General features: G+C 72.1%; 25 protein-coding genes and 3 pseudogenes. 4 read left to right on the top strand and 24 right to left on the bottom strand.

Annotated features, from left to right (window positions below; all coding sequences use genetic code 11):
- Nucleotides 1–29: 29 nt before the first annotated feature.
- Genes Actkin_RS07345 through Actkin_RS07335 form a run of 3 tightly spaced genes read right to left on the bottom strand, consistent with a single transcriptional unit; the run spans nucleotide 30 to nucleotide 3047 of the window.
- Nucleotides 30–1106 carry a serpin family protein gene (locus tag Actkin_RS07345; RefSeq protein ID WP_258906461.1) on the bottom strand — a complete coding sequence of 359 codons (1077 nt, stop codon included), beginning with the start codon at nucleotides 1104–1106 and terminating at the stop codon, nucleotides 30–32.
- Nucleotides 1107–1159: 53 nt separating this feature from the next.
- A complete protein-coding gene (locus tag Actkin_RS07340) occupies nucleotides 1160–2449 on the bottom strand; it encodes a deoxyguanosinetriphosphate triphosphohydrolase (protein ID WP_258906460.1) in 1290 nt (429 codons plus the stop codon).
- A gap of 13 nt (nucleotides 2450–2462) precedes the next feature.
- Entirely contained in the window at nucleotides 2463–3047 is a 585-nt protein-coding gene (locus Actkin_RS07335) for a YdcF family protein (RefSeq protein ID WP_229787090.1), read from the bottom strand.
- Nucleotides 3048–3279: 232 nt separating this feature from the next.
- On the opposite strand from Actkin_RS07335, the gene Actkin_RS07330 reads away from it, so the two are divergent.
- A complete protein-coding gene (locus Actkin_RS07330) occupies nucleotides 3280–4227 on the top strand; it encodes a hypothetical protein (protein WP_258906459.1) in 948 nt (315 codons plus the stop codon).
- 465 nt (nucleotides 4228–4692) lie between these two features.
- Here Actkin_RS07330 and Actkin_RS07325 read toward each other — a convergent pair whose 3' ends face one another.
- Both Actkin_RS07325 and Actkin_RS07320 read right to left on the bottom strand, forming a co-directional pair.
- Nucleotides 4693–6078, bottom strand: coding sequence for a glycine--tRNA ligase (locus Actkin_RS07325; RefSeq protein ID WP_189212047.1), 1386 nt, complete (start codon nucleotides 6076–6078; stop codon nucleotides 4693–4695).
- Nucleotides 6079–6225: 147 nt separating this feature from the next.
- Entirely contained in the window at nucleotides 6226–6591 is a 366-nt protein-coding gene (locus Actkin_RS07320; protein ID WP_189212048.1) for an antibiotic biosynthesis monooxygenase family protein, read from the bottom strand.
- Nucleotides 6592–6663: 72 nt separating this feature from the next.
- On the opposite strand from Actkin_RS07320, the gene Actkin_RS07315 reads away from it, so the two are divergent.
- From Actkin_RS07315 to Actkin_RS07305, 3 genes are all read left to right on the top strand, one after another.
- Nucleotides 6664–6936: a DUF6703 family protein gene (locus tag Actkin_RS07315; protein WP_229787091.1), complete on the top strand. Its 273-nt coding sequence runs from the start codon at nucleotides 6664–6666 to the stop codon at nucleotides 6934–6936.
- Nucleotides 6937–7040: 104 nt separating this feature from the next.
- Complete coding sequence (locus Actkin_RS07310; protein ID WP_189212049.1) at nucleotides 7041–7415, top strand: ArsR/SmtB family transcription factor; 375 nt, start codon at nucleotides 7041–7043, stop codon at nucleotides 7413–7415.
- Nucleotides 7412–7825 (top strand): Fur family transcriptional regulator, encoded by a 414-nt coding sequence (locus tag Actkin_RS07305; RefSeq protein WP_189212050.1) that lies wholly within the window; start codon nucleotides 7412–7414, stop codon nucleotides 7823–7825. Before Actkin_RS07310 ends, Actkin_RS07305 begins: the two co-directional genes overlap by 4 nt.
- A 133-nt stretch (nucleotides 7826–7958) precedes the next feature.
- On the opposite strand, the gene Actkin_RS07300 is transcribed toward Actkin_RS07305, so the two are convergent.
- The 19 genes and pseudogenes from Actkin_RS07300 to hrcA form a co-directional block, all read right to left on the bottom strand.
- Nucleotides 7959–8786: a TIGR03943 family putative permease subunit gene (locus Actkin_RS07300; protein ID WP_258906457.1), complete on the bottom strand. Its 828-nt coding sequence runs from the start codon at nucleotides 8784–8786 to the stop codon at nucleotides 7959–7961.
- Complete coding sequence (locus tag Actkin_RS07295) at nucleotides 8783–9802, bottom strand: permease (RefSeq protein WP_258906456.1); 1020 nt, start codon at nucleotides 9800–9802, stop codon at nucleotides 8783–8785. Before Actkin_RS07295 ends, Actkin_RS07300 begins: the two co-directional genes overlap by 4 nt.
- 57 nt (nucleotides 9803–9859) lie before the next feature.
- On the bottom strand, nucleotides 9860–10297 hold the full coding sequence (locus tag Actkin_RS07290) for a hypothetical protein (RefSeq protein ID WP_258906455.1): 438 nt from the start codon (nucleotides 10295–10297) through the stop codon (nucleotides 9860–9862).
- Nucleotides 10294–11139, bottom strand: coding sequence for an isoprenyl transferase (locus tag Actkin_RS07285; protein WP_373292417.1), 846 nt, complete (start codon nucleotides 11137–11139; stop codon nucleotides 10294–10296). Before Actkin_RS07285 ends, Actkin_RS07290 begins: the two co-directional genes overlap by 4 nt.
- A gap of 53 nt (nucleotides 11140–11192) precedes the next feature.
- Nucleotides 11193–11930 (bottom strand): DNA repair protein RecO, encoded by a 738-nt coding sequence (gene recO / locus Actkin_RS07280; RefSeq protein WP_189212054.1) that lies wholly within the window; start codon nucleotides 11928–11930, stop codon nucleotides 11193–11195.
- A gap of 9 nt (nucleotides 11931–11939) precedes the next feature.
- Nucleotides 11940–12362: a CD225/dispanin family protein gene (locus Actkin_RS07275; protein WP_189212055.1), complete on the bottom strand. Its 423-nt coding sequence runs from the start codon at nucleotides 12360–12362 to the stop codon at nucleotides 11940–11942.
- Between the two features lie 80 nt (nucleotides 12363–12442).
- Nucleotides 12443–12862 (bottom strand): DUF2752 domain-containing protein, encoded by a 420-nt coding sequence (locus Actkin_RS07270; RefSeq protein ID WP_258906454.1) that lies wholly within the window; start codon nucleotides 12860–12862, stop codon nucleotides 12443–12445.
- 11 nt (nucleotides 12863–12873) lie between these two features.
- A complete protein-coding gene (gene era, locus Actkin_RS07265) occupies nucleotides 12874–13773 on the bottom strand; it encodes a GTPase Era (RefSeq protein WP_189212057.1) in 900 nt (299 codons plus the stop codon).
- Nucleotides 13766–14083, bottom strand: coding sequence for a (2Fe-2S) ferredoxin domain-containing protein (locus Actkin_RS07260; RefSeq protein ID WP_258906453.1), 318 nt, complete (start codon nucleotides 14081–14083; stop codon nucleotides 13766–13768). The genes era and Actkin_RS07260 overlap by 8 nt, the downstream gene beginning before the upstream one ends.
- Nucleotides 14080–14415: a cytidine deaminase-like protein gene (locus Actkin_RS07255; RefSeq protein WP_189212059.1), complete on the bottom strand. Its 336-nt coding sequence runs from the start codon at nucleotides 14413–14415 to the stop codon at nucleotides 14080–14082. Before Actkin_RS07255 ends, Actkin_RS07260 begins: the two co-directional genes overlap by 4 nt.
- Nucleotides 14408–15727 (bottom strand): hemolysin family protein, encoded by a 1320-nt coding sequence (locus tag Actkin_RS07250; protein WP_189212476.1) that lies wholly within the window; start codon nucleotides 15725–15727, stop codon nucleotides 14408–14410. Before Actkin_RS07250 ends, Actkin_RS07255 begins: the two co-directional genes overlap by 8 nt.
- Before the next feature lie 2 nt (nucleotides 15728–15729).
- Nucleotides 15730–16281, bottom strand: coding sequence for an rRNA maturation RNase YbeY (ybeY, locus tag Actkin_RS07245; protein ID WP_189212060.1), 552 nt, complete (start codon nucleotides 16279–16281; stop codon nucleotides 15730–15732).
- A gap of 18 nt (nucleotides 16282–16299) precedes the next feature.
- Nucleotides 16300–16641: pseudogene (locus Actkin_RS07240) on the bottom strand (PhoH family protein); the annotation flags it as partial.
- 255 nt (nucleotides 16642–16896) lie between these two features.
- Nucleotides 16897–17325 (bottom strand): annotated as a pseudogene (locus tag Actkin_RS07235) (LAGLIDADG family homing endonuclease); the annotation flags it as partial.
- A gap of 393 nt (nucleotides 17326–17718) precedes the next feature.
- Nucleotides 17719–18429, bottom strand: a pseudogene (locus Actkin_RS07230) (PhoH family protein); the annotation flags it as partial.
- 98 nt (nucleotides 18430–18527) lie between these two features.
- The gene (locus Actkin_RS07225; protein WP_258906452.1) at nucleotides 18528–18872 is read right to left on the bottom strand and encodes a histidine triad nucleotide-binding protein; all 345 of its coding nucleotides are present in this window, start codon (nucleotides 18870–18872) and stop codon (nucleotides 18528–18530) included.
- Between the two features lie 230 nt (nucleotides 18873–19102).
- The gene (locus Actkin_RS07220) at nucleotides 19103–19834 is read right to left on the bottom strand and encodes a 16S rRNA (uracil(1498)-N(3))-methyltransferase (protein WP_258906450.1); all 732 of its coding nucleotides are present in this window, start codon (nucleotides 19832–19834) and stop codon (nucleotides 19103–19105) included.
- Nucleotides 19831–20985, bottom strand: coding sequence for a molecular chaperone DnaJ (gene dnaJ, locus Actkin_RS07215; RefSeq protein ID WP_189212063.1), 1155 nt, complete (start codon nucleotides 20983–20985; stop codon nucleotides 19831–19833). Before dnaJ ends, Actkin_RS07220 begins: the two co-directional genes overlap by 4 nt.
- 52 nt (nucleotides 20986–21037) lie before the next feature.
- A complete protein-coding gene (gene hrcA / locus Actkin_RS07210) occupies nucleotides 21038–22063 on the bottom strand; it encodes a heat-inducible transcriptional repressor HrcA (RefSeq protein ID WP_189212064.1) in 1026 nt (341 codons plus the stop codon).
- Between the last annotated feature and the right edge of the window lie 132 nt (nucleotides 22064–22195).

The following is a 22195-nucleotide window of genomic DNA, read 5'->3' as shown; positions in this document are numbered from 1 at the left end:
ACGCCGCGCGGACCCGTGACAGCCCCGGATCAGGACGGGTCGGTGACACGCGCCACGAAGTACACCACCCCCGTCTCCTTGTGCCGCACGACGAACAGGAACGGGCGGTCGGCGGTGACCACGACCGGCTCCGGCGGCAGCGACATCAGCCGCAGCATCACCGCGGTCGCGGCCGCGCCCTCGAAGCCCTGCTCGTCGACCTTGAGCACGGACTCGTGGATGACCGACTGCACGGCCAGCCAGTCCGGGCTGATGCCGCCGAGGTCGGCCTCGCGGGTGAACACCGTGCGCACGCCCAGCGCCTGCAGGGCGTCGCTCAGCTCGGCCTGGGTCTTGACCTTCATCCGCGGCAGGGACAGCTGGACCTGGGTCGGGTCCGGCGCGTCCAGCAGCGTGCCGAGGGACTGCCCGGTCAGGGCGGCCTCGGCGTCGGCGAGCTCACCGTCGGGCAGCAGGACGACGGCCTCGACGCCGCCCTTGCCCGGCAGGGACACCACCTGCCAGCCGTCGCGGGCGGCGTAGCCCACCCGCTCGTTCAGCGTCATCATCGGCACGTCCACCGGCCCCCCGGCGGTGGTGAAGGGCCGTTCCGCCGTGCCGCCCTCCTCGAACGGATACCGCCACGCGCTCTTCAGGTACAGCGCGTTGACCAGCGAGGACACGGTGTCCCTGCGGATCGTGCCCGGCGCCAGCAGCTCGGGGATCAGCTGCCGGGTCGTCTCGGCGACGTCCTCGTTGATCATGTCGCGGGCCTTCTCCGGCTCCGTGCGGAACGGCGCGCTGCGCACGGAGCCGTCCGACCAGCCCGCGAGCAGCTCGGCGAAGGACCGGTGGATGGTGATGGTGTCGTCGGCCCAGAGCGTGTTGGACACCGCCAGCACCGGGGCGTCCTCGTCGTCCGACGGAGCCAGCCGGGACGCGCCCGCTATGGCCGAGGTCAGCGCGTCGAGGTCGCCGAGCACGGCGGTGAGCTCGTCCTGGCTGGGGCCGCGCGCGCCGAGGGCGAGCAGGCCGAGCGCGCTGGCCACCGAGAACGGCGACCAGCAGACCTGCTCTCCCGGATCCGGCGCGACGGCCCGGTGCAGGCTGAGGGTGAAGTCCAGCACGGCAGTTCTCCCGACTTGTGGTGGGGTCTCGGATGCCGAGTCTGCCGGCTGGGTCAGCGGGTGCCGGGGAAGTTATCCACAGGGCTGGAGTTGTCCACAAGGGCGAGGTGCCAGGTGGCGGCCTGGGCGTCGGTCAGGGATGCTGTCTGGTCGATCACGACGCGCAGCCGCTCGGCATCGTCCGAAGCAGCCGCCCAGGCGGGCTGGAACGCGGGCTCGAGAGCATCGGGAGCAAGGTCGCACAGCGTCGCGACCAGCTCGGTCAGCATGGCCCGCTGCCTGGCCTGCACTGCCAGCCGGTCGGGATCGCTCATGACGTAGTGCAGCGCCATCGCCTTGAGCAGCGCCACCTCGCACTGCACCTGCTCGGGGACCACCAGGTCGACCGCATAGCGGGTGCGCGGTCCGTCGCCGTGCGCTCGCCGGGTCGCGGTGACCACCGCCGAGGCGAATCGACCGACGAGTTCGCTGGTCAGACGCTTGAGCGCGACCTGAGCGCCGAGGGTGCCGTCGTAGTCGTGGTCGGCGAGTTCGGCCACGACCGGCAGCCGGAGCAGGACCGTCGCGGCTTCCTCGATGTCGGTCACGGCGTGGTCGGAGAAGTGCTTCGCGGCCAGCGCGGCCAGCACGGCGCGTTCCTGACCGTCGGCCAGCGACCGCACGCGGATGCGTCCCGCGCGGACCCCGTCCTCCACGTCGTGCACGGAATACGCGACATCGTCCGACCAGTCCATGACCTGGGCCTCGACGCAGCGGCGGCCGTCGGGAGCACCCCTGCGGACCCACTCGAAGATCGGCAGGTCGTCGCCGTACGCGCCGAACTTGACGGTGTCGGGGCGACGCGGCCACGGGTACTTGGTCGACGCGTCCAAGGCGGCACGGGTGAGGTTCATGCCGTAACCGAGGACCTTGGGCTCCAGGCGGGTGAGGATGCGCAGGGTCTGGGCGTTGCCCTCGAAGCCGCCGCACGCCCGGGCCGCCTGGTCGAGGGCGCGTTCGCCGTTGTGGCCGAACGGCGGGTGGCCGATGTCGTGGGCGAGGCCCGCGGTGTCGACGATGTCGGGATCGCAGCCCAGCTCCTCGGCGATGCCCCGGCCGATCTGGGCGACCTCCAGCGAGTGGGTGAGCCGGGTGCGCGGGACGCCGTGGGCCTCCGAGCCCTCGTGCGGGCCCACGACCTGCGTCTTCCCGGCGAGCCTGCGCAGGGCGGCGGAGTGCAGCACGCGCGCGCGGTCGCGGCTGAACGGCGTGCGGACGGCGGGCCAGGCGTCCGGCAGGTCCGCGCTCTTGGGCGGCTCGACGTGCGCGCGTTCCCAGTCGGCCTCGGTGTAGCCGGAGATCACCGCAGCAGCGTACTCAGCCGACTTCCTGATCGATGGCGATCTGGTCAGCGCTCGCGTTCGTGGCGCGGTAGTAGAGCAGGGCCGCGGTCTCGCGCATGATGTATTTCAGCTGCGTCTCGCGGGTCTGCACGATGGGTCCGGTGTGCGTGGGCGACGTCCAGGCGTCCAGACCGGCGTCGCCTGCCATCGTGCGGGCGCGCAGGGAGTGCCAGGGGTCGCTGACGATGACCGCGGTGGACCAGCCGCGCTTCTTGACCTCGGCGGCGACGGCCCGCAGGCTGCCGAGCGTGTCGTTGCCCTCGCCGACGCCGATGATCCGGTCGGCGGGCACGCCCCGCTTCATCAGCCAGTTCCGGCCCGCCTCGGCTTCGGTGTACTGGTCGCCCTCACGCCTTCCACCTGCGGTGACGACGTAGTCGGCGACGTTCTGCTCGTAGAGCGCCTTGGCTTGGCGCAGGCGTGCCTCCAACACCTTGGACGGCTTGCCCGCGTACTGCGCGGCCCCGAGGACGATCACCACGTCGGCGCGGTCGCGGTCGTCGATGCGGGCGACCTGCCACACCCGGAACGCGGTCCCGCCGACCAACAGGAGCCCCATCAGGACTAAGCCGATCAGGAGTCTGCGCAGGAAACGGCGGAACGGGTGTGGTGGGGACGACACCCGACACATTCTTCCAGAGGTGACGGCCCGCGCGCCGGGCCGGGGAACTTAGCAGAGGGGAACGACAACCGAGGAGTTTGGAACCGGATCCATCCACAGGGCAACTAACTGTCCACAGACCGTGAAGTTGTCCTGGCGGCCTCCGGGCCACCCGCGATTGGCTGGAAGCATGACGACGAACCAAGCTCTCGTGGACCTCGACCGACTGCCGTCCGTGTTCCCGCACGGCGTCGCCCGCGCGGCCGAACTGGCCGCCCTCGGCTTCTCCGGCGCGGAGATCGAACGGTGTTGCGGCCCGACCGGGCCCTGGCAGCAACTCGACGACGGCGTCGTGCTGATGCACCAGAGCAAACCCGCCCGCGAACACCGACTACAGGCGGCGCTGGGCGTCGCCGCGCCCGGCGCCGTCATCACCGGACGGGAGGCGATGTGGCTGCACGGGCTCCCGGTGTTCCCGCTGGGCGCGATCCATCTCCTGGTGGCGGGCAGAGCCGCGGAGCGCAACGACGGGTCGGTGGTGGTGGAGCGGGTGGCGCGGTTGCCGGATGCTCAGCTCCGGCACCGGTTCCCGGTGGCGCCGCTCGTTCGGGCCACTGTGGACGCTTGCCTGCGCACGCGGTCCATCGGGGAGATCAAGGTCCTGCTGCTGGAGGCCACGCAACGCGGTGGACTGGCGATCGGTGAGGTCTATGGCGAACTCCAGCGGGAACGACGCAAGGGAACGTCCATCCTGCGCGCGGTCCTCGCCGACATGCGCAAGATGGAGCACCGGCTGCACGAGAGGCTGGCGAAGGAGGTCGTGCAGCTCGCCGGACTGCCCGCGCCGACCTGGCGAACACGGCTGTCCACAGGAGACAACGTCCACCTCGGCACCGTCGACGCCTGGTGGCCGGACGTGGGCCTGGCCTGGGACGCCGACATCGACCGCCCAGGCGACCCCTGCGACGACGGCACGGCCGCCACCCGGCTGTCGCGGTACTTGGCGGCGGGCGTGATCGCGGCGCACACGGTGCCTACCCGCTTGCGCGAACACACCGAGGCCGTCGCGGGCGAGCTGCGGGCGTTGTACCAGCTGGCGTTGACCACCCCGATGCCGGACGTACGGGCGTATTGGTAGGTGCCGGGGACAGGAAGGCGGCTTGTGCACGCGGTCGAGTAGCGGACAGTGCGGGCGGAGGAAGGGAGACAGGCGGGGAGAGACTAGGCGGGGAGGGATCAGGAGACGGCGGTTGGGCTGGGGTCCGGGCAGGGGCATCACGGGTAGTGCCGGCTGTTGGCCAGAGCAGCTCTCGGGTGGGCATTGGGCCGCAGCACGCGACCTCGCTGGTGCCCGCGTCGCCGCCGCGGATCGGAGCGTGCAACCAGCGCTCGCGATCGTGCCCCGGGTCGGTGGGCTGGTTGGTCACACAGCCGAGGTCAGCCCGTCGGCGGCCGTGGATCAGCTGAGTTAACGGCCAGCGGCGGAAGCTGAGCTGGGCGATTGAACACTGAGGCCGTAGCAACCAACGAGGAGGTGGAGCCAAACCACAACTGAATACGCCGCTGCCCCGCCATGCGGGGCGGGGCAGCGGGGGTGGAGGGGTCAGCAGCCGATCAGCTGCGCGGCCAGGTACGACTCCAGGTTGTCCAGGGAGATGCGTTCCTGCGACATCGTGTCGCGCTCGCGGACCGTCACCGCGTGGTCGGTGAGGGTGTCGAAGTCGATGGTGACGCAGAACGGGGTGCCGATCTCGTCCTGCCTGCGGTAGCGCCTGCCGATGGCGCCTGCGTCGTCGAAGTCGATGTTCCAGTGCTTGCGGAGGGCGGCGGCGACGTCGCGGGCCTTCGGGGAGAGGTCGGCGTTGCGGGACAGCGGGAGGACCGCGACCTTGACCGGGGCCAGCCTGCGGTCCAGGCGCAGGACGATGCGCTTGTCCACGCCGCCCTTGGCGTTGGGGGCCTCGTCCTCGGTGTAGGCCTCGACCAGGAAGGCCATCATCGGGCGGCCGACGCCCGCTGCCGGTTCGATGACGAACGGGCGGTAGCGGGAGTTGGTGGCCTGGTCGAAGTACGACAGGTCCACGCCGGAGTGGTTGGAGTGGGTCGTCAGGTCGAAGTCGGTGCGGTTGGCGATGCCCTCCAGCTCACCCCACTCCGAACCGGAGAAGCCGAAGCGGTACTCGATGTCGACCGTGCGCTTCGAGTAGTGGGACAGCTTCTCCTTCGGGTGCTCGTAGACCCGCAGGTTGTCCTTGTCGATGCCCAGGTCGGTGTACCAGCGCGTGCGCTCGTCGATCCAGTACTGGTGCCATTCCTCGTCCGTGCCCGGCTCGACGAAGAACTCCATCTCCATCTGCTCGAACTCGCGGGTGCGGAAGATGAAGTTGCCCGGCGTGATCTCGTTGCGGAACGACTTGCCGATCTGGCCGATGCCGAACGGCGGCTTGCGCCGCGACGTGGTCTGCACGTTGAGGAAGTTCACGAAGATGCCCTGCGCGGTCTCCGGGCGCAGGTAGTGCAGGCCCTCCTCGGACTCGACCGGGCCGAGGTGGGTCTTGAGCATCATGTTGAACTCGCGCGGCTCGGTGTACTGGCCGCGGACGCCGCAGTTGGGGCAGGGGACGTCGGAGAGGTTGTCCTCCGAGACCTCCTTGCCGGTGCGCGACGAGTGCTCCTCGGCGAGGGTGTCCGCCCGGAAGCGCTTGTGGCAGTTGGTGCACTCCACCAGCGGGTCGTGGAAGGCGCCGACGTGACCGGACGCGACCCAGACCTGGCGCGGCAGGATCACCGACGAGTCGAGGCCGACGACGTCCTCGCGGCCCTGCACCATGGTCTTCCACCACTGGCGCTTGATGTTGTCCTTGAGCTCCACGCCCAGCGGGCCGTAGTCCCACGCGGACCGCGTCCCGCCGTAGATCTCCCCACACGGGTAGACGAAGCCTCGGCGCTTGCAGAGACTGACCACGGTGTCGATCCGGTCGGCTGCCACTGACCCTCCAGCGGGAGAACTACGAGCAAGGACGCAAGGGTAGCCATGCGGCCAGCGGACCCGACCGGGGGATTCGTCCCGGCGTCCGCTCGCCTCGGCCAGCCCCGGTAAACGGTAACGCCTGGACAGCGGGTGACCGGAAGCGGATTACCGCGCGGACGCCGGACCACCCGCCTCGCCGAGCCGGACGGTGCCCGCGTCGGCGGCCAGCAGGCTGGTGTGCTCGCGCACGCCGTCGCCGTCGGCCTCCAGCACGACCTCGTAGGCCGCGGGCTCGGCGCTGTCCGCGCGGGCCAGGAACGGGATGACGTGCGTGCGGACGTCGAACGGCGACATCGCGCGGCGGTAGGCGGCGATGGACTCGAACTCGACGGTCAGCACCCACGTGTCCGTCTCGGTGGAGCGCACGAACAGGCCGCGGCGGCAGCCCGGCTGGGCCAGCAGCAGCGACAGGGCGCGCTTGGCGTCGGCGACCAGGGCCTCCGCCTCGGTGAACCGGGCGATGAGCAGCACGCGGGGCCTTCCTGGGAACGGGGTGTCGCTAACCTAGCGGCTTCACCAGCGGTCCAGCACGAGGAGGACGCCGTGGCCAGGAACCGGTCGATGCGGACACCGCTGCTGCCAGGGCGCGGGCCGCTGGCCAAGGTGCCGCCGATCGCGGCGTTCCTGCTGGTCATCGGGCTGTTCGCGGCCGGGGTGCTGATCAAGGGGCCGCTGGGAGCGGCCCTGCTGCTCACCCTCGCGGTCGCCGTCGCGGCACTGCTCGCCGCGACGTGGGGAGTGCTCGGGCCAGCGCAGCGGGCCGGGCGTGTCCTGGTGGTCGGCGTGGTGGTGGCGATCGCGATCTCCGTGCTGTGACGGCGCGGCGGGGCGACCGGCAATTGTCCGAGACGCCTAGAATGGTGAATACGGAAACCATCACACCCGGCGGCTCGGGCTGTCGTCGGAGGCGAGGGAGGACGATGTCGACCGTGACCCCGGACGCCGCCCCGGACGAGTTGCGCTCCACCGAGCACTCGCCGGACCGACCTGCGGTGCACCGGGTGACCCGGCGACCAGCGACCACCCTGGCCGCCGCGGGTGACCTGCTGCGCGCGCTGGCCGCGCCGGTGCGCATCGCCATCGTGCTCGAACTGCGCGAGGCCGACCGCTGCGTGCACGAGCTGGTCGAGGCCCTCGGGGTCGCGCAGCCGCTCATCAGCCAGCACCTGCGGGTGCTGAAGTCCGCTGGGGTCGTGCACGGCGAGCGACACGGCCGCGAGGTCGTCTACCGCCTGGTCGACGAGCACCTGTCGCACATCGTGGTGGACGCCGTCGCGCACGTGGAGGAGGAGTGACCGACGACCGCTCCGCGGCGACCGTGCCGGGCAAGCGCTCCACCCGCCAGCGCACCGCCGTCGCCCGCCTGCTCGACCAGCTCGACGACTTCCGCTCGGCGCAGGAGCTGCACGAGGAGCTACGCAAGCGCGGCGAGGGCATCGGCCTGACCACGGTCTACCGCACGCTGCAGTCGCTGGCCGACGCAGGCGAGATCGACGTGCTGCGCACCGACTCCGGCGAGGCCATCTACCGCCGCTGCTCCAGCCACCACCACCATCACCTGGTGTGCCGCTCGTGCGGGCACACCGTCGAGGTCGAGGGGCCCGCGGTCGAGCGGTGGGCCGAGCGGGTCGCCGCCGAGAACGGCTTCTCCGACGTCAGCCACACCGTCGAGATCTTCGGCACCTGCGAGCGCTGCGCGGCCTGAGTGTCCGGCCCCCCGCCGCCAGGTTATCGAGCCCGGTGGGTGCCCGGCCACGGGTTGGTGGGCGCTGTGGATGGACAGCGACGGGACTGCCCGGCAGGGGGTGGCCGAGGCGGTCAGTGGGCGGAAGGCCGGGTCAGGCCTCGTAGGGGTTCTCGGGTTGGGGGATCTGGGACAGGCCCGTGACCGTGAGGGTGGGGACGTAGTCGGTTTCCTTGGTGGCGGTGCCCATCTGGACCTGTCCGACGGCCTCGACCCACATGTCGTTCTCCAGGGCGGAGGTGCCCTCGCCGTCCAGTTTGACCTTGACGGGGAAGGCGTCGGCCGCGCAGCAGGCGATGGACAGGCGGGCCAGGTAGACGGCGTCCTCCTGGGCGACGATGAAGCCGGTGAGGCGGACGGTGCGGTCCTTGAGGGAGTCGCCGGAGTCCCATGCGGCGCGGGCGGCGAAGTCGCTCATGGCGACGGAGATGACCTCGCCCTGGGGCAGGGGTGGGAACAGGGAGCGGCCGTCGGTGCCGGAGGCGCGGCTGGCGGCGGCGGAGTTGTCGGTGCGCATGACCGAGTCGGCGCCGAGGGCGGGCGGGGCGATGAGGAAGATCGCCAGGACCGGCAGGAGCAGGAGCCAGGCGCTGCGGGCGGAGTGGTTGTGCTCGCCCTCGTGGCCGGCGCCGTGGTCGTGGTCGGCATGGGAGGGGTCGGCCGTCACTGCGGCGTCGGCCTGGTCGACGGGGGTGTCGATGCGCTCGTGCGTGCCGTCGGGGGTCTCGGCGCGCTCGGGGCGGGGGCCGATCAGGTCGCGGCCGATGGAGATGACCGCGAGGGCCACCATCACCAGGCCGCCGCCGACCAGCCACGGGAGGTGGGCGGGCTTGACGTACTGCAGGTAGGCGCCCGTGAAGCTGATCTTGAGCAGGGCGCCGCCCGCCAGGATCAGCAGGATGTTCTGGGTCTCGCGCCTCATCCGATGCCTCCGAGGAACACCAGGCCCGCCACGACCGCGCAGGCCACCGCGACGACGAAGGTCGCCGGGGCGAAGCGCATCGCGAAGGAGCGGCCGAACGTGCCGGTCTGCAGGGCGAACAGCTTGACGTCGATGGCCGGGCCGACGACGAGGAACACCAGCTTGGGCAGCAGCGGCATGCCCGAGATCGACGCGGCCACGAAGGCGTCGGCCTCGCTGCACAGCGCCAGCAGCACGGCCAGGACCGCCATGACGATGACGCCGAGCACGATCTGCTCGCCCAGGGTGTCCACCCAGGACCTCGGGATCGCCACGTTGAGCACCGCCGCGGTCAGGCCGCCGATGACCAGGAACCCGCCCGCGTCGACCAGGTCGGCGCGGGAGGTCTCGAAGAACAGCTTCCAGCGGGTGCGGCCCTGCGGCTCGGGCAGCCGCCGCAGCGCCCGCTCGATGATCCACTCGGCCTTGCCGAAGCGCGCCCACAGCCAGCCCATGATGATCGCCGTCGCCAGCGAGCCGACCAGGCGGGCGGCCACCATCTCCGGGTTGTTCGGGAACGCCACGTTGGTGGCGACCAGCACGACCGGGTTCACCGCGGGCGCGGCCAGCAGGAACGCCAGCGCCACCGACGTCGGCACGCCCTGCTGCATCAGCCGCCTGGCCACCGGGACCGCGGCGCACTCGCAGGTCGGCAGCGCCACCCCGGCCACGCCCGCGAGCGGCACCGCGGCCGCCTGCTTCTTCGGCAGCAGCCGGTTGAGCGCCGTGGCGGGCACGAACGCCGCGATCGCGCCGCTGATCAGCACGCCGAGCACCAGGAACGGCAGGGCCTGGACGCACACCGCGACGAAGATCGTCGCCCCGGTCTGGATGGAGCCGACGTCCAGCCAGGACGTCAGCCAGCTCTGTCCGAGCAGCGCCACGACCAGCAGCACGCACAGGACTTCCAGCGACGTGATCCGGCGCGTCGGCTTGTCCTCGGTGGCCCGCGGCTCTGCGGTGCTGACGTCCGTCATCGGCACTCCATCGCGGTATGCGGATATGTCACTCGGCGCATGATGCCGTAAGACGTGTCAGTCGCGGGAGCGCTGGACGACGGGTTTGCCCGATCCGGTGGTTCCCAGAAGATCCGCGCGCAACTGGGAAGCCGTCGACACGACCAGCAGCAGGAGCGTGCCGAGGGGCGCGGTGTCGAGGCCGTGGGCGGGGAAGGCGTACCGCAGGGTCACGTCCATGCCCCGCTCGGTGTGCACGACGCCCAGCGTGCCGAACAGGCCCTGGCCCGCGCGCTCGGCGGCGGACACGGCCAGCGCCGGGTCGTCGGGCAGGTCCCAGGCGACGACACAGGTCAGGCTGACGACCACCAGGCCCTCGGACAGCTCCATGGCCTGCACCGCGCACGGCACCTCGCCGTGCAGGAAGGTCAGCGAGCCGTCGTCGTCGACGGTGACGTCGTGGTAGAGCTCAAGGGCCTCGCGGGTGCGCTCGAGCAGCTCGGCCTCGGGCTTCATGCGGTGTCTCCGGTCTGCAGTTGGGCGGCGACCTCGTCGGAGTCCCGGGCCGCGCCGAAGCGGCGGTCGCGGCGGGCGTACTCGGTGACGGCGGCCCACAGGTGGGTGCGGTCGAAATCGGGCCAGAGGACGTCCTGGAACACCAGCTCGGCGTAGGCGGACTGCCAGAGCATGAAGTTCGACGTGCGCCGCTCCCCCGACGGCCGGATGAACAGGTCCACGTCGGGCATGTCCGGCTGGTACAGGTACTTCGCGACGGTGCGCTCGTCCACCTTGTCGGGGTTGATCTTCCCCTCGGCGGCGAGCTGGGCGATGCGGCGCGCGGCGTCGCCGATCTCGGCCCGGCCGCCGTAGTTGATGCACATCGCCAGGTGGAGCTTGTCGTTGGGCAGCGTGCGCTCCTCGGCGACCTCCAGCTCCCTGATGACGCTGCGCCACAGCCGCGGCCGCCGCCCGGCCCAGTGCATGCGCACGCCCATCTCGTCGAGCTCGTCGGTGCGGTGGCGGATCACGTCCCGGGAGAACCCCATGATGAACCGCACCTCCTCGGCGCTGCGCCGCCAGTTCTCGGTGGAGAAGGCGTACAGCGACAGCCACTTCACGCCGAGTTCGAGGCAGCCGATCGCGGCCTCGACGACCCGCGCCTCGCCGCGCTTGTGCCCCTCGACGCGGGTCAGCCCGCGCTGGTTGGCCCACCGCCCGTTGCCGTCCATCACGATGGCGACGTGCCGGGGTACCAGCTCGGCGGGGATGGCGGGCGGACGGGCGCCGGATGGGTGGGGCGCGGGCGGCCGTACCGGCCTGCCCGCCTCGCTCCGGCTGGGCGGGCGCCGTCGCAGCACCGCGGTACCTCCGAGTTCAGGGGAGAAGACGTCCGGGCGCCGATCGTACCGAGCTAGGTGCGCTTGCGTTCCACCAGCGGCAGCGACCGCAGCTGCCGCTCCAGGTGCCACTGCAGCAGCGCGGCCACCAGCCCGGAGGTCTCCCTGCGCACCGGCTCGACGCTGGCCTCGGCGACGTCCCACGAGCCGTGCGCGAGCGCGTCCATCAGGGTGAGCACGTCCCGGGACGGGCTGGCCGAGCCCGCCGGACGGCAGCGCGGGCAGACCGAGCCGCCCGCGGGCACGCTGAACGCCGGGTGCGGGCCGGGCTCGCCGCACCGCGCGCACTCGCCGATGGCGGGCGCCCAGCCCGCGAACGCCAGCGCGCGCAGCAGGAACGCGTCGAGCACCAGGGACGCGTCCCTGGTGCCGTCGGCAAGGGCCCGCAGCGCGCCCGCGACCAGCAGGTACAGCCGCAGGACCGGCTCGCCCTCCTCGGCGGAGAGCCGGTCGGCGGTCTCCAGGACCGCGCAGCCCGCGGTGTAGCGGCGGTAGTCGGCGGCGATGGGCGCGCCGAAGGCGTCCAGCGTCTGCACCTGGGTGATCACGTCGAGCGTGCGTCCGGTGTAGAACTGCACGTCGACGTGGGCGAACGGCTCGACCCGCGCGCCGATGCGCGAGGTCATCCTGCGCACGCCCTTCGCCACGGCGCGCACCTTGCCGTGCTTCTGGGTGAGCAGGGTGATGATCCGGTCCGCCTCGCCGAGCTTCTGCACGCGGAGCACCACCCCGGTGTCGCGGTAGAGGCTCACCCGACGAGCTTAGATCGAGGCGAGCACCACGATGAGCCAGATGATGCCGAACACGCAGCCGAGACCGCCGATGATGGTGCCGATCAGGCAGATCGTCTTGGTCGTGTTCGACGCCGAGAGCGCCATCTGGTAGTCGCCGCGCATCTTGTGCTGGCCGACCTCGTTCGACTTCATCAGCGCGAGGATGCCGAACAGGATGCCGCCGATGAAGAAGCTGGCGATCGCCCAGCCCTTGTAGTCCGGGATGGCGTTGATGTCGCCGTAGGGCTGACCGTAACCGGGCTGGCCGTAGGGCTGCCCGTACGGCTGGCCGTAGCCCGGCTGGCCGTACGGCTGGGGCGGCTGCCCATAGGGCTGCTGGCCATACGGCGGCTGGCCGTAGGGCGGCTGCTGCCCGTACGGCTGCTGCGGCTGACCATAGGGATTGGTCACGAAAGTCCCCCTGGGAAACCCGGAAACGGTGTCGACTTCGCGGAAGGATAACCGGTGCCACCGACCGCCGTGTGGCGGATTCACACGTAAAGCGCGGAGAACGGCGCGAAGGGCAGGTTGCGGACCGCGAACCACACGATGAGCAGCGGGATCACCGCGTGCGGGGTGTACTTCCAGTGCAGCCAGGAGCGCACGTGCCGCCCCCGAACCCGGCTGACCGTCCACGCCGCGACGGCCCAGGCGAACAGTCCGAGGAAGACGAACGACACCGCGTTGTAGCGCAAAGCCGCGCCGATATCGCCGTGCAGCAGGCTGTAAAGCATCCGCAGGCCGCCGCAGCCGGGGCAGCACACCCCGGCGAGCGCCTTGGTCGGGCAGGTCGGCAGCCAGCCGCCGGGGGTCGTCGGATCGGCCAGCAGCACGGCCGCGCACCCGCCCGCGGCGAGCGCGCCGATGGCCAGCGGCGGCGCCAGCGCCGCGGGCAGCGACCGCCGCGGCATGATCACCACGGTCAGAAGCCCAGCCTGCGCAGCTGGCGCGGGTCGCGCTGCCAGTCCTTGGCGACCTTGACGTGCAGGTCCAGGTACACCCGGGTGCCCAGCAGCGCCTCGATCTGCTGCCGCGCGACCGTGCCCACCTGCTTGAGCCGCTCGCCGCGGTGGCCGAGGATGATGCCCTTCTGGCTCGGCCGCTCGACGAACACGAACGCGTGCACGTCCAGCAGGTCGTCGCGGCCTTCGCGGGGGACCATCTCCTCGACGGTGACCGCGATCGAGTGCGGCAGCTCGTCGCGCACGCCCTCCAGCGCCGCCTCCCGGATCAGCTCGCCGACCAGCACGGCCTCCGGCTCGTCGGTCAGCTCACCGCCGGGGTAGAGCGCCGGGCCCTCGGGCAGCCGGGCGACCAGCAGGTCGGCCAGCGTGCCCACCTGGTAACCGTCCTTCGCGGACACCGGAACGAGTTCGGCGAAGTCGAAGGCCTCCTGCAGGGCGAGCAGCTGCGCGGCCACCTGCTCCGGCGGCACCAGGTCGGTCTTGGTCACCACGCCGATCACCGGCGTCTTGCGGGCCACCTTGACCAGCTCGCCGAGGATGAACTTGTCGCCGGGGCCGACCTTCTGGTCGGCGGGCGCGCAGAACCCGACGACGTCCACTTCGGACCAGGTCTGCCGGACGACGTCGTTGAGCCGCTCGCCGAGGAGCGTGCGCGGACGGTGCAGGCCGGGGGTGTCGACGATGACCAGCTGCGCGTCCGGCCGGTGCACGATCCCGCGGATGGCGTGGCGCGTGGTCTGCGGCTTGCTGGAGGTGATGGCGACCTTGCCGCCCACGAGCGCGTTGGTCAGGGTCGACTTGCCCGCGTTGGGCCGCCCCACGAAACAGGCGAACCCGGAACGGTGCGTGTCACTCACCGGCCCATTGTGCCTTCCGCAGTCCGGGCGCGGTGACTCGGTGCAGGTCGAGGATGTCCGGCAGCGGCCCACCCGAGGTCAGCCAGGCCGCCACGTCGGCGAGGACGTCGGCGCCGAGCACCCACCCGAGCCAGACCGGGGACTCGCCCGGGCGCTGCACGACCAGGACGTTGGCGGTGTCGCAGGCGTCCAGGCAGTCGACCAGCCGCACGCTCGCCCCGACCCGGGCCGCGACCGCCCGCAGGCGCTCCAGCCCGGCGGCGCGGTCGGCGTCCTCGGCGTAGCAGTCGCCGCAGACGGTGAGCCTCACCGGACCACGTCGACGACGGCGCCCGACGCGTCCGCCCGCAGCACGGGTGCCTGCGGCGCGAGGTCGCGCACGGCGGCCACGGACGCGGCGTCCACGGCGTCGGCCGCGGTGACGACGGCGGCGGCCTCCAGGCCGGGCGCGCCGCTGGACACCGCCGCGGCCACGGCGGCCTGCAGGGCGGTGAGCTTGAGCGAGGGGAGGTCGACGCTTGCCGCGGCGTAGGTGCGGCCGTCGGTGTCGCGGACCGCGGCGCCCTCGGCCGCGCCGGTGCGCGCCCGGCTCGACCGCGCCAGCGTCACGATCTTGGCGTCCTCCGGGTCAAGCTCAGCCACGGTCGGCGCTCCTCTCCCCCGCGATCTGCTCGATCGCCTCGTCGGTCTCGGCACGGCGGACGACGACCGAGGTGATGCGCACCCGGCCGCGGCTGTCCTTGCCGCCCTCGGCACGGAACCGTAGCCCGGTGATCTCCGCCTCCGCCCCGGGAAGTGGCACACGTCCCAGCCGCTGGGCCAGCAGCCCGCCGACGGTCTCCACGTCCGGGTCCTCCAGCACCAGGCCGAACAGCGCGCCGAGGTCCTCGACCGGCAGCCGGGAGCTGACCCGCACCGCGCCGTCCTCCAGGTGCTCGACCGGGGGCCGGTCGTCGGTGTCGGACTCGTCGGTGATCTCGCCGACGATCTCCTCCAGGATGTCCTCGATGGTCAGCAGCCCGGCCGTGCCGCCGTACTCGTCGACGGCGATGGCGAGGTGGTTCTTCGACAGCTGCATCTCGCGCAGCAGGTCGTCCACCCGCTTGGTGTCGGGCACGAACACCGCGGCGCTCATCAGCTCGGCGACCGTGCGGTTCTCCGCCCCGGGCTCCATCCACGCGCGGACCAGGCCCTTGAGGTTCACCAGGCCGACGATGTCGTCGACGCTCTCGCCGATGACCGGGAGCCTGCTGTAGCCGGTGCGCAGCGACAGCGCCAGCGCCTGCCGCACCGACTTCGTCTGCTCGATCCACACCATCTCGGTGCGCGGGACCATCACCTCGCGGGCGATGGTGTCGCGCAGCTCGAACACCGAGTGGATCATCTCCCGCTCGCCCGCGTCCACGACGCCGCGCTCCTGGGCCATGTCGACCAGCTCGCGCAGCTCGACCTCGGAGGAGAACGGGCCCTCGCGGAAGCCCTTGCCCGGGGTGATCGCGTTGCCGACCAGGATCAGGAACCGCGACAGCGGCCCGAGGAGCGTCCCCAGCACGCGCACCGGACCGGCGACCAGCAGGCCGACGCCGTAGGGGTGCTGGCGGCCGATCGTGCGCGGCCCGACGCCGACGAGCACGTACGACACCACGATCATGCCGATCGCGGCGATGAGGCCGGCCAGCACGCCCGGGTCGATGTGGCGCAGGCAGACGGCGGCGACCAGCACCGTGGCGGCCAGCTCGCAGCTCAGCCGCAGCAGGAGCAGCAGGTTGATGTGCCGGGGCCGCTCGGCCAGCACGGCGAGCAGCTGCTTGGCGCCCGCCCTGCCCTGGCGGACCAGGCCGTCCACCCTGGCCTGGGAGACCGTGGACAGCGCGGCGTCCGCGGCGGCGAACACGCCCGCGGCGAGCACGAGCAGAACGGCGATGACGAGCAGGCCTGCCGAGTCCGCGGACACGCTCACCCCCGCTCGGTGGGATCGGGCTCGGCGAGCCCGACCGCGCCGAGGAGCTTGTCGTCCTCGACCCGCTGCGCCGCCCGCCGCTTGGCGTCGGCCGTGGCGGCCTTGAAGTCGGCAAGGATGCGCTTCTGGAGCGTGAACATCTCGCGCTCCTCGGCGGGCTCGGCGTGGTCGTAGCCGAGCAGGTGCAGCACGCCGTGCACGGTGAGCAGGTGCAGCTCGTCGCCGAGGGTGTGCCCGGCCTTGCGGGCCTGGTCCTTGGCGAACTCCGGGCACAGCACGATGTCGCCGAGCAGGGCGGGCCCCAGGTCGGAGGCGTCGGGCCTGCGGGCGTTGTCCAGCTCGTCCATCGGGAACGCCATGACGTCGGTCGGGCCCGGCAGGTCCATCCAGCGCTCGTGCAGGTCGGACATGACGTCCAGCTCGACGAGCAGGACCGACAGCTCGGCCAGCGCGCTGACGTTCATGCGGTCCAGGGCGAACCGGGCGGCGGCCACGATCGACGCCTCGTCGACCGCCACTCCCGACTCGTTGGCAATCTCGATGCTCACCCGGCCATTGTCCCCGGTCTAGCGACCCGGCCTGCGCCCACCCGCGCGCACCCTCGGCGCGGGCTCGTCGTCGTCCTGGTCGTTCTGCCACCGCTCGTAGGCGTCGACGATGTCGCCGACCAGCCGGTGGCGGACCACGTCGCCGCTGGTGAGGGTCGCGAAGTGGACGTCGTCGATGCCCTCGAGGATCTCCTTGACCACCCGCAGACCGCTGCGCTGCCCGCCCGGCAGGTCCACCTGGGTCACGTCGCCGGTGACCACGATCTTCGAGCCGAAGCCCAACCGGGTCAGGAACATCTTCATCTGCTCAGGCGTGGTGTTCTGCGCCTCGTCGAGGATGATGAAGGCGTCATTGAGCGTGTTGTGCGTCAGCAGGTAGTCCTCGGTGACGTACAGCGAGTCCTGTGCCGCGACCTGGATGCACACCGCTTCGGCGCGACCCGCGGGCTCGATGCTGTCGATGAACCGCATCGGCCTGCCGCCGCCTGCGGCGCGGTACCTGTCCAGTTTGCGCTGGAGGCGGAAGGGCTCGACGCCCTCGGGCAGCCGGATGTCGACGACGTGGCTGTCGTGGCAGTAGCGGACCACGCGTCCCTTGGCGAGCCCAGGCTTGCGGCCTTCGACCTTTCGGGTGCGCGTGTACGCGACGCCGCCCAGGGAGCGGACAAGCTCCATCACGCCGTCCCTGAGCATCGGCGAGGTCGTGCCGTACTGGACCCGGCACGTCCGTCCCCGCTGGCTGACCGGGCCACCGTCGGCGTCGAGCAGGCCCTGCAGGAGTGCGAGCCGGACCTCGGCGCTGTTGCGGAGGTAGACCTCCGGGATGAACTTCGTGTGGGAGCGGGTTCCCAGCAGGTCCAGCGCTCGCAGAGCGCCGGTGACCGGGTTCTCCAGCGTGATGACCTCTCCCGGCTGGCGAACGCGGTTGAGCGTGTAGTCGACCCCGCTCGTCCGGCGGACCGCGACACCGGGCAGCGCAGCGCCGAGGGCGACGGCGAGCTCGCTGTCGTCCGTGGCGAACGACGGGGTCGTCGAGCCGGTCATGCACCCGTCGCCGAGGAGCAGACCCAGCGCGTACGGGTCCATCGGGACGGGCTGCTCGGGGTGGCAGACCGGCGCGGTCAGCAGCGGCAACTCGAACCGGCGGGCGTGGGCCGCGCGCAGCTTCCCGATCATCTCCCTGGTCTGCAGCACCCGCCACGGCTTGTTCCGGCGCACGTCGGCGCGGGTGCGGACGGTCCAGAGGTGCTCGCCGCAGCAGAGCGTGGAGGCCCCGTCCTGCGCGGTGACGCGGTAGATGTCCTTCTCACCCTGCGGGTAGACCCCGAGCACGGGCGTCGGCTCGCCGTTCGAGCCGATCACGAGGTCGCCGACCCGCAGCTCGCCGATCGGGCGGAAGCCGTCCGGGGTCAGCACCTTGGTGAAGACCGGTTGAGCGCGACCGCGCATGTATGCCAGTGGGGCGACCTCGATGGTGCCCGCGGTCATCAGGCGCGGGATGGAGTCGGGGTCGACCATGTCGTGGAGGGCGTCGTAGAGGGGGCGCAGGTAGGGGTCGATCTTCTCGTAGAGGGTGCCGGGCAGGAAGCCGAGGCGCTCGCCCGCCTCGACGGCCGGGCGGGTCAGGATGATGCGGTTGACCTGCTTGGCCTGCAGCGCCTGCACGGCCTTGGCCATCGCCAGGTACGTCTTGCCGGTACCGGCCGGGCCGATGCCGAACACGACGGTGTTGGCGTCGATGGCGTCGACGTAGCGCTTCTGGTTCAGCGTCTTCGGGCGGATGGTGCGGCCGCGGCGGGACAGGATGTCCAGGCTCAGCACCTCGGCCGGGGACTCGGCAGCGTCCGAGGACAGCATGGCGATCGTGCGGCGGACGGTGTTCAGGTCGACCTGCTGGCCGCGGGCGGCCAGCGTGGCGAGTTCGGTGAACACCCGCTCGGCGAAGGCGACGTCCGCCGGGGCGCCGGAGAGGGTCACCTCGTTGCCCCGAACGTGCACATCGGCGTCGAGCAGGTCTTCGGCGAGCCGCAGGTTCTCGTCGCGGGAACCGAGCAGGGCCAGGACGGCCCCTTCGGGGATCGCGAACCGGGACTGGGCGTCGCGGGCGTCGTCCTGGGGGGAGGCGCCCTGTGCGCTACCGGTCGTCACGTGCTCTCGGTCCTGCCTTCTGCGCCCGCGCGCTGCTTTCGGTCTGGCCTCCTCGATGCTAGCCGGGGTGACCGACCGCGCGCACCGGAGAAACCGGCCTACCTGCCGAACCCGGCCAGCTGCTCGCCGCCGAGGACGTGCATGTGGGCGTGGAAGACGGTGCGGCAGGCGTCGTCGCCGGTGTTGAAGACGAACCGGTAGCCGGACTCGGCGACGCCCTCGATGCCTGCGACCTCGGCGCCCGCGGCGACGACGTCGGCGAGCAGCTCGGGGCGCCCGGCGAGCGCGGCGGCGTCCTCGTGGTGGGCCTTGGGCACGACCAGGACGTGCACCTTGGCCTGCGGGCTGATGTCGCGGAAGGCGTACACCGTCTCCGTCTCGTGGACCTTGGTCGACGGGATCTCGCCAGCGATGATGCGGCAGAACAGGCAGTCGGCGCTCATGGGCGAACGATAGCGACGACGGCCGCGTCCGCGTGACGGGGAGAGGAAGACCCGCGCGGGCGGAGAGACCTGGGGGTCGCCCCTCCGCCCTGCGCGGTACCGCCGGACCGAGGGGGGAGGTGTCCGGCGGCCGTCGTGGAACGGCTCGACTGGTTCCTTTGGCCGAAGCCGTGGGAGAAGCGTAGCCCGACCGACGGGGGTTCCGCCACCGCGAGATGAGGGGTTTGTCGTCAGTGCCAGCGCGGCGTCAGCACGCCCAGCGCGCCGAGCGCGACGGCGGCCGCGGTGGAGGTCCGCAGGACGGTCGGGCCCAGGCGGACGGGGGTGGCGCCCGCGCTGGTCAGGGCGTCGAGTTCGGTCGGATCGATGCCGCCCTCCGGCCCGACGACCAGGAGGATGTCGCCCTCGGCAGGCAGCGGGACGGCGCTGAGCCGGGTGGCCTCCCCCGCCTCCAGGACGAGCGCGCGGGCGCTCTCTCCCACCCGATGGGACAACGCCCGCAGGTCCATCGGGGCGGTCACCTCGGGCAGCCACGCGCGGCGGGACTGCTTGGCCGCCTCGCGCGCGGTGGCGCGCCACCTCGCGAGGGCCTTGTCGCCCCGGGGACCGTCGTCCCACTTGGCGACGCTGCGCCGGGCGCGCCACGGGATGATCACGTCGGCGCCCGCCTCGGTGGCCAGTTCGACGGCGAGTTCGCCGCGGTCGCCCTTCGCCAGGGCCTGGGCGACGACGACGCGGGGCGCGGGCGCGGGCTCGGTCCACCGGTCCAGCACGGCGAGGTCGAGCGTGTCCTTGCCCGCGGCCGTGACCGCGCACCGGGCGAGCGTGCCCCGGCCGTCGGAGACGAGCAGTTCCTCGCCCGCGCGCAGCCGCCGGACGGCCGCGGCGTGGCGGCCCTCCGGGCCGTCGAGGGTGAAGTCCCCGGACGGGACCGTCTCGACCAGGAACAGCGCCAGGGTCACCGCGGGTGCCGGGAGCGCAGCCGGGAGAACAGCCCGCCGCCTCGGCCGTTGGTGCCCGCCAGCGTGCCCTCCTCCTCGCCGCGCAGGCCCGCGAGCTCGCGCAGCAGCTCGACCTGGCGGGCGTCGAGCTTGGTCGGCACCTCGACCTCGATGTGCACGTGCAGGTCGCCGCGGCCGTCGACCCGGCCGGTGGAGCGCAGCCGGGGCAGGCCGCGGCCCGCGATGACCCGCTCGGTCCCGGCCTGGGTGCCCGGGGAGACCTCCAGCTCGACCTGGCCGTCGAGGGTCTCCAGCTTCAGCGTGGCGCCGAGGGCGGCGGTGGTCATCGGGACGCGCAGGGTGCAGTGCAGGTCGGCGCCCGCGCGCTCGAAGGTGTGGTGGGGCAGCTCCTGGACCTCGACGTAGAGGTCGCCTGCCGGGCCGCCGCCCGGCCCGACCTCGCCCTGGCCGGACAGCCGCACCCGCATGCCGTCGGCCACGCCCGGCGGGATCTTGGCGGTGATGGTGCGCCGGGAGCGGACCCGGCCCTCGCCGACGCACTGCGCGCACGGCTCGGGGATGACCTCGCCGAAGCCGCGGCAGACCGGGCAGGCGCGGGCGGTGACGACCTGGCCGAGGAACGAGCGCTGCACCGACTGGACCTCGCCGCGCCCGTGGCAGGTGTCGCAGGTGGTCGGGCTGGTGCCCGCGGCGCAGCCGGTGCCCCGGCAGGTCTCGCAGAGGATGGCCGTGTCGACGGTGATGTCGCGGCTGACGCCGGTGTTGCACTCCTCCAGCGTCAGCTCGATGCGCAGCAGGGCGTCCGAGCCGGGCTGCACGCGGCTGCGCGGGCCGCGCCCGCCCCCGCCGCCCGCGGCCGCGCCGAAGAAGGCGTCCATGATGTCGCCGAGGCCGAAGCCGCCGAACGGGTCGCGCCCGCCGCCACCGCCGCCGTTGGACAGCGGGTCGCCGCCCATGTCGACGATCTTGCGCTTCTGCGGGTCGGACAGGACCTCGTAGCACGCGGTCACCTCGCGGAACCGCTGCTGGGCGGCCTCGTCGGGGTTGACGTCCGGGTGCAGCTCGCGCGCGAGCTTGCGGTAGGCGCGCTTGATCTCGTCGGCGCTCGCGTCCGGCCGAACACCCAGGGTGCCGTAGTAGTCCCTAGCCACGTGTTCCTCCTGCTCTGGTCGGCCCAGAGCTCCCTCGATGCCTTCCCCCCGCCTACTGGCTGAGGATCTCTCCCACGTAATTGGCCACCGCGCGCACGGCGGCGATGTTCGTCGGGTAGTCCATGCGCGTGGGTCCCACCACGCCCAGACCGCCCAGGTGGCCGCCGCCGAGCCTGCCGTAGCCGATGGACACCACGGACGTGCTGCGCATCTCCTCGGCCTCGTTCTCCTCGCCGATGCGCACCGTGATGGTGCGCGAGTCGCCCGCCGCCGCCAGCAGCTTGAGCACCACGACCTGCTCCTCCAGCGCCTCGAGCACCTGGCGCAGCGAGTTGGGGAAGTCGGTGGCGTTGCGGGTGAGGTTGGCGGTGCCGCCGAGGACCAGCCGCTCCTCCGGGTGCTCGACCAGCGACTCGACCAGCACGGTGCTGATCTTGATCACGTGGTCGCGCAGCTCGGTGGGCGCGGACTCGGGCAGCTCGGCGACCTTGGCGGCGGCGTCGGCGAGGCGCCTGCCGGTCAGCGCGGTGTTGAGCATGGTCCGCAGCCGGGCGACGGACTCCTCGGTGACGACGTCGCCGAGGTCGACCATGCGCTGGTCGACGCGGCCGGTGTCGGTGATCAGCACGAGCATCAGCCGGGCCGGGGTGATGCCGACGACCTCGACGTGGCGGACGGTGGACGTCGTCAGCGTCGGGTACTGGATGACGGCGACCTGGCGGGTGAGCTGGGCGAGCAGCCGCACGCTGCGGCGCATCACGTCGTCGAGGTCGATGGCGCCCGCGAGGAAGCTGCGGATCGCCCGGCGCTCGGCGACGGAGAGCGGCTTGACCTCGCTGAGCCGGTCGACGAAGAGCCGGTAGCCCTTGTCGGTGGGGATGCGGCCCGCGCTGGTGTGGGGCTGGGTGATGTAGCCCTCCTCCTCCAGCGCGGCCATGTCGTTGCGGACCGTGGCGCTGGAGACGCCCAGGTTGTGCCGCTCGACGATGGCCTTGGAGGCGACCGGCTCGTTGTCCCGCACATAGTCGGCGACGATGGCGCGCAACACCTCGAACCGGCGCTCGTCCGCGCTGCTCACGGCCACCTCCTCGGCTCAAACCTGCTGGTCTCGACTCAAGTTTACGGAGCGTCGGGCGGTTGGTGGTTGCTCGGTGCCGGATCACGGTTGGGAAATGGCCCCTGACGGCCTCTTGCGCGGCTCGTCGCCCTT

It is taken from the genome of Actinokineospora sp. UTMC 2448 (assembly GCF_024760565.1).
Taxonomy (GTDB): Bacteria; Actinomycetota; Actinomycetes; order Mycobacteriales; family Pseudonocardiaceae; genus Actinokineospora; species Actinokineospora fastidiosa.
The sequence above is the reverse complement of the archived record's forward strand: the minus strand, read 5'-3'. Positions and strand labels throughout refer to the sequence as shown.

Coding starts and splice junctions, on each gene's coding strand:
- Actkin_RS07270 (WP_258906454.1), bottom strand. CDS start 12,862: ATGCCGCGGCGGTCGCTGCCCGCGGCGCTGGCGCCGCCGCTGGCCATC.
- Actkin_RS07295 (WP_258906456.1), bottom strand. CDS start 9,802: ATGACGGACGTCAGCACCGCAGAGCCGCGGGCCACCGAGGACAAGCCG.
- Actkin_RS07310 (WP_189212049.1), top strand. CDS start 7,041: ATGTCGACCGTGACCCCGGACGCCGCCCCGGACGAGTTGCGCTCCACC.
- Actkin_RS07335 (WP_229787090.1), bottom strand. CDS start 3,047: ATGGGGCTCCTGTTGGTCGGCGGGACCGCGTTCCGGGTGTGGCAGGTC.
- Actkin_RS07300 (WP_258906457.1), bottom strand. CDS start 8,786: ATGAGGCGCGAGACCCAGAACATCCTGCTGATCCTGGCGGGCGGCGCC.
- Actkin_RS07225 (WP_258906452.1), bottom strand. CDS start 18,872: ATGAGCGCCGACTGCCTGTTCTGCCGCATCATCGCTGGCGAGATCCCG.
- Actkin_RS07290 (WP_258906455.1), bottom strand. CDS start 10,297: ATGAAGCCCGAGGCCGAGCTGCTCGAGCGCACCCGCGAGGCCCTTGAG.
- Actkin_RS07330 (WP_258906459.1), top strand. CDS start 3,280: ATGACGACGAACCAAGCTCTCGTGGACCTCGACCGACTGCCGTCCGTG.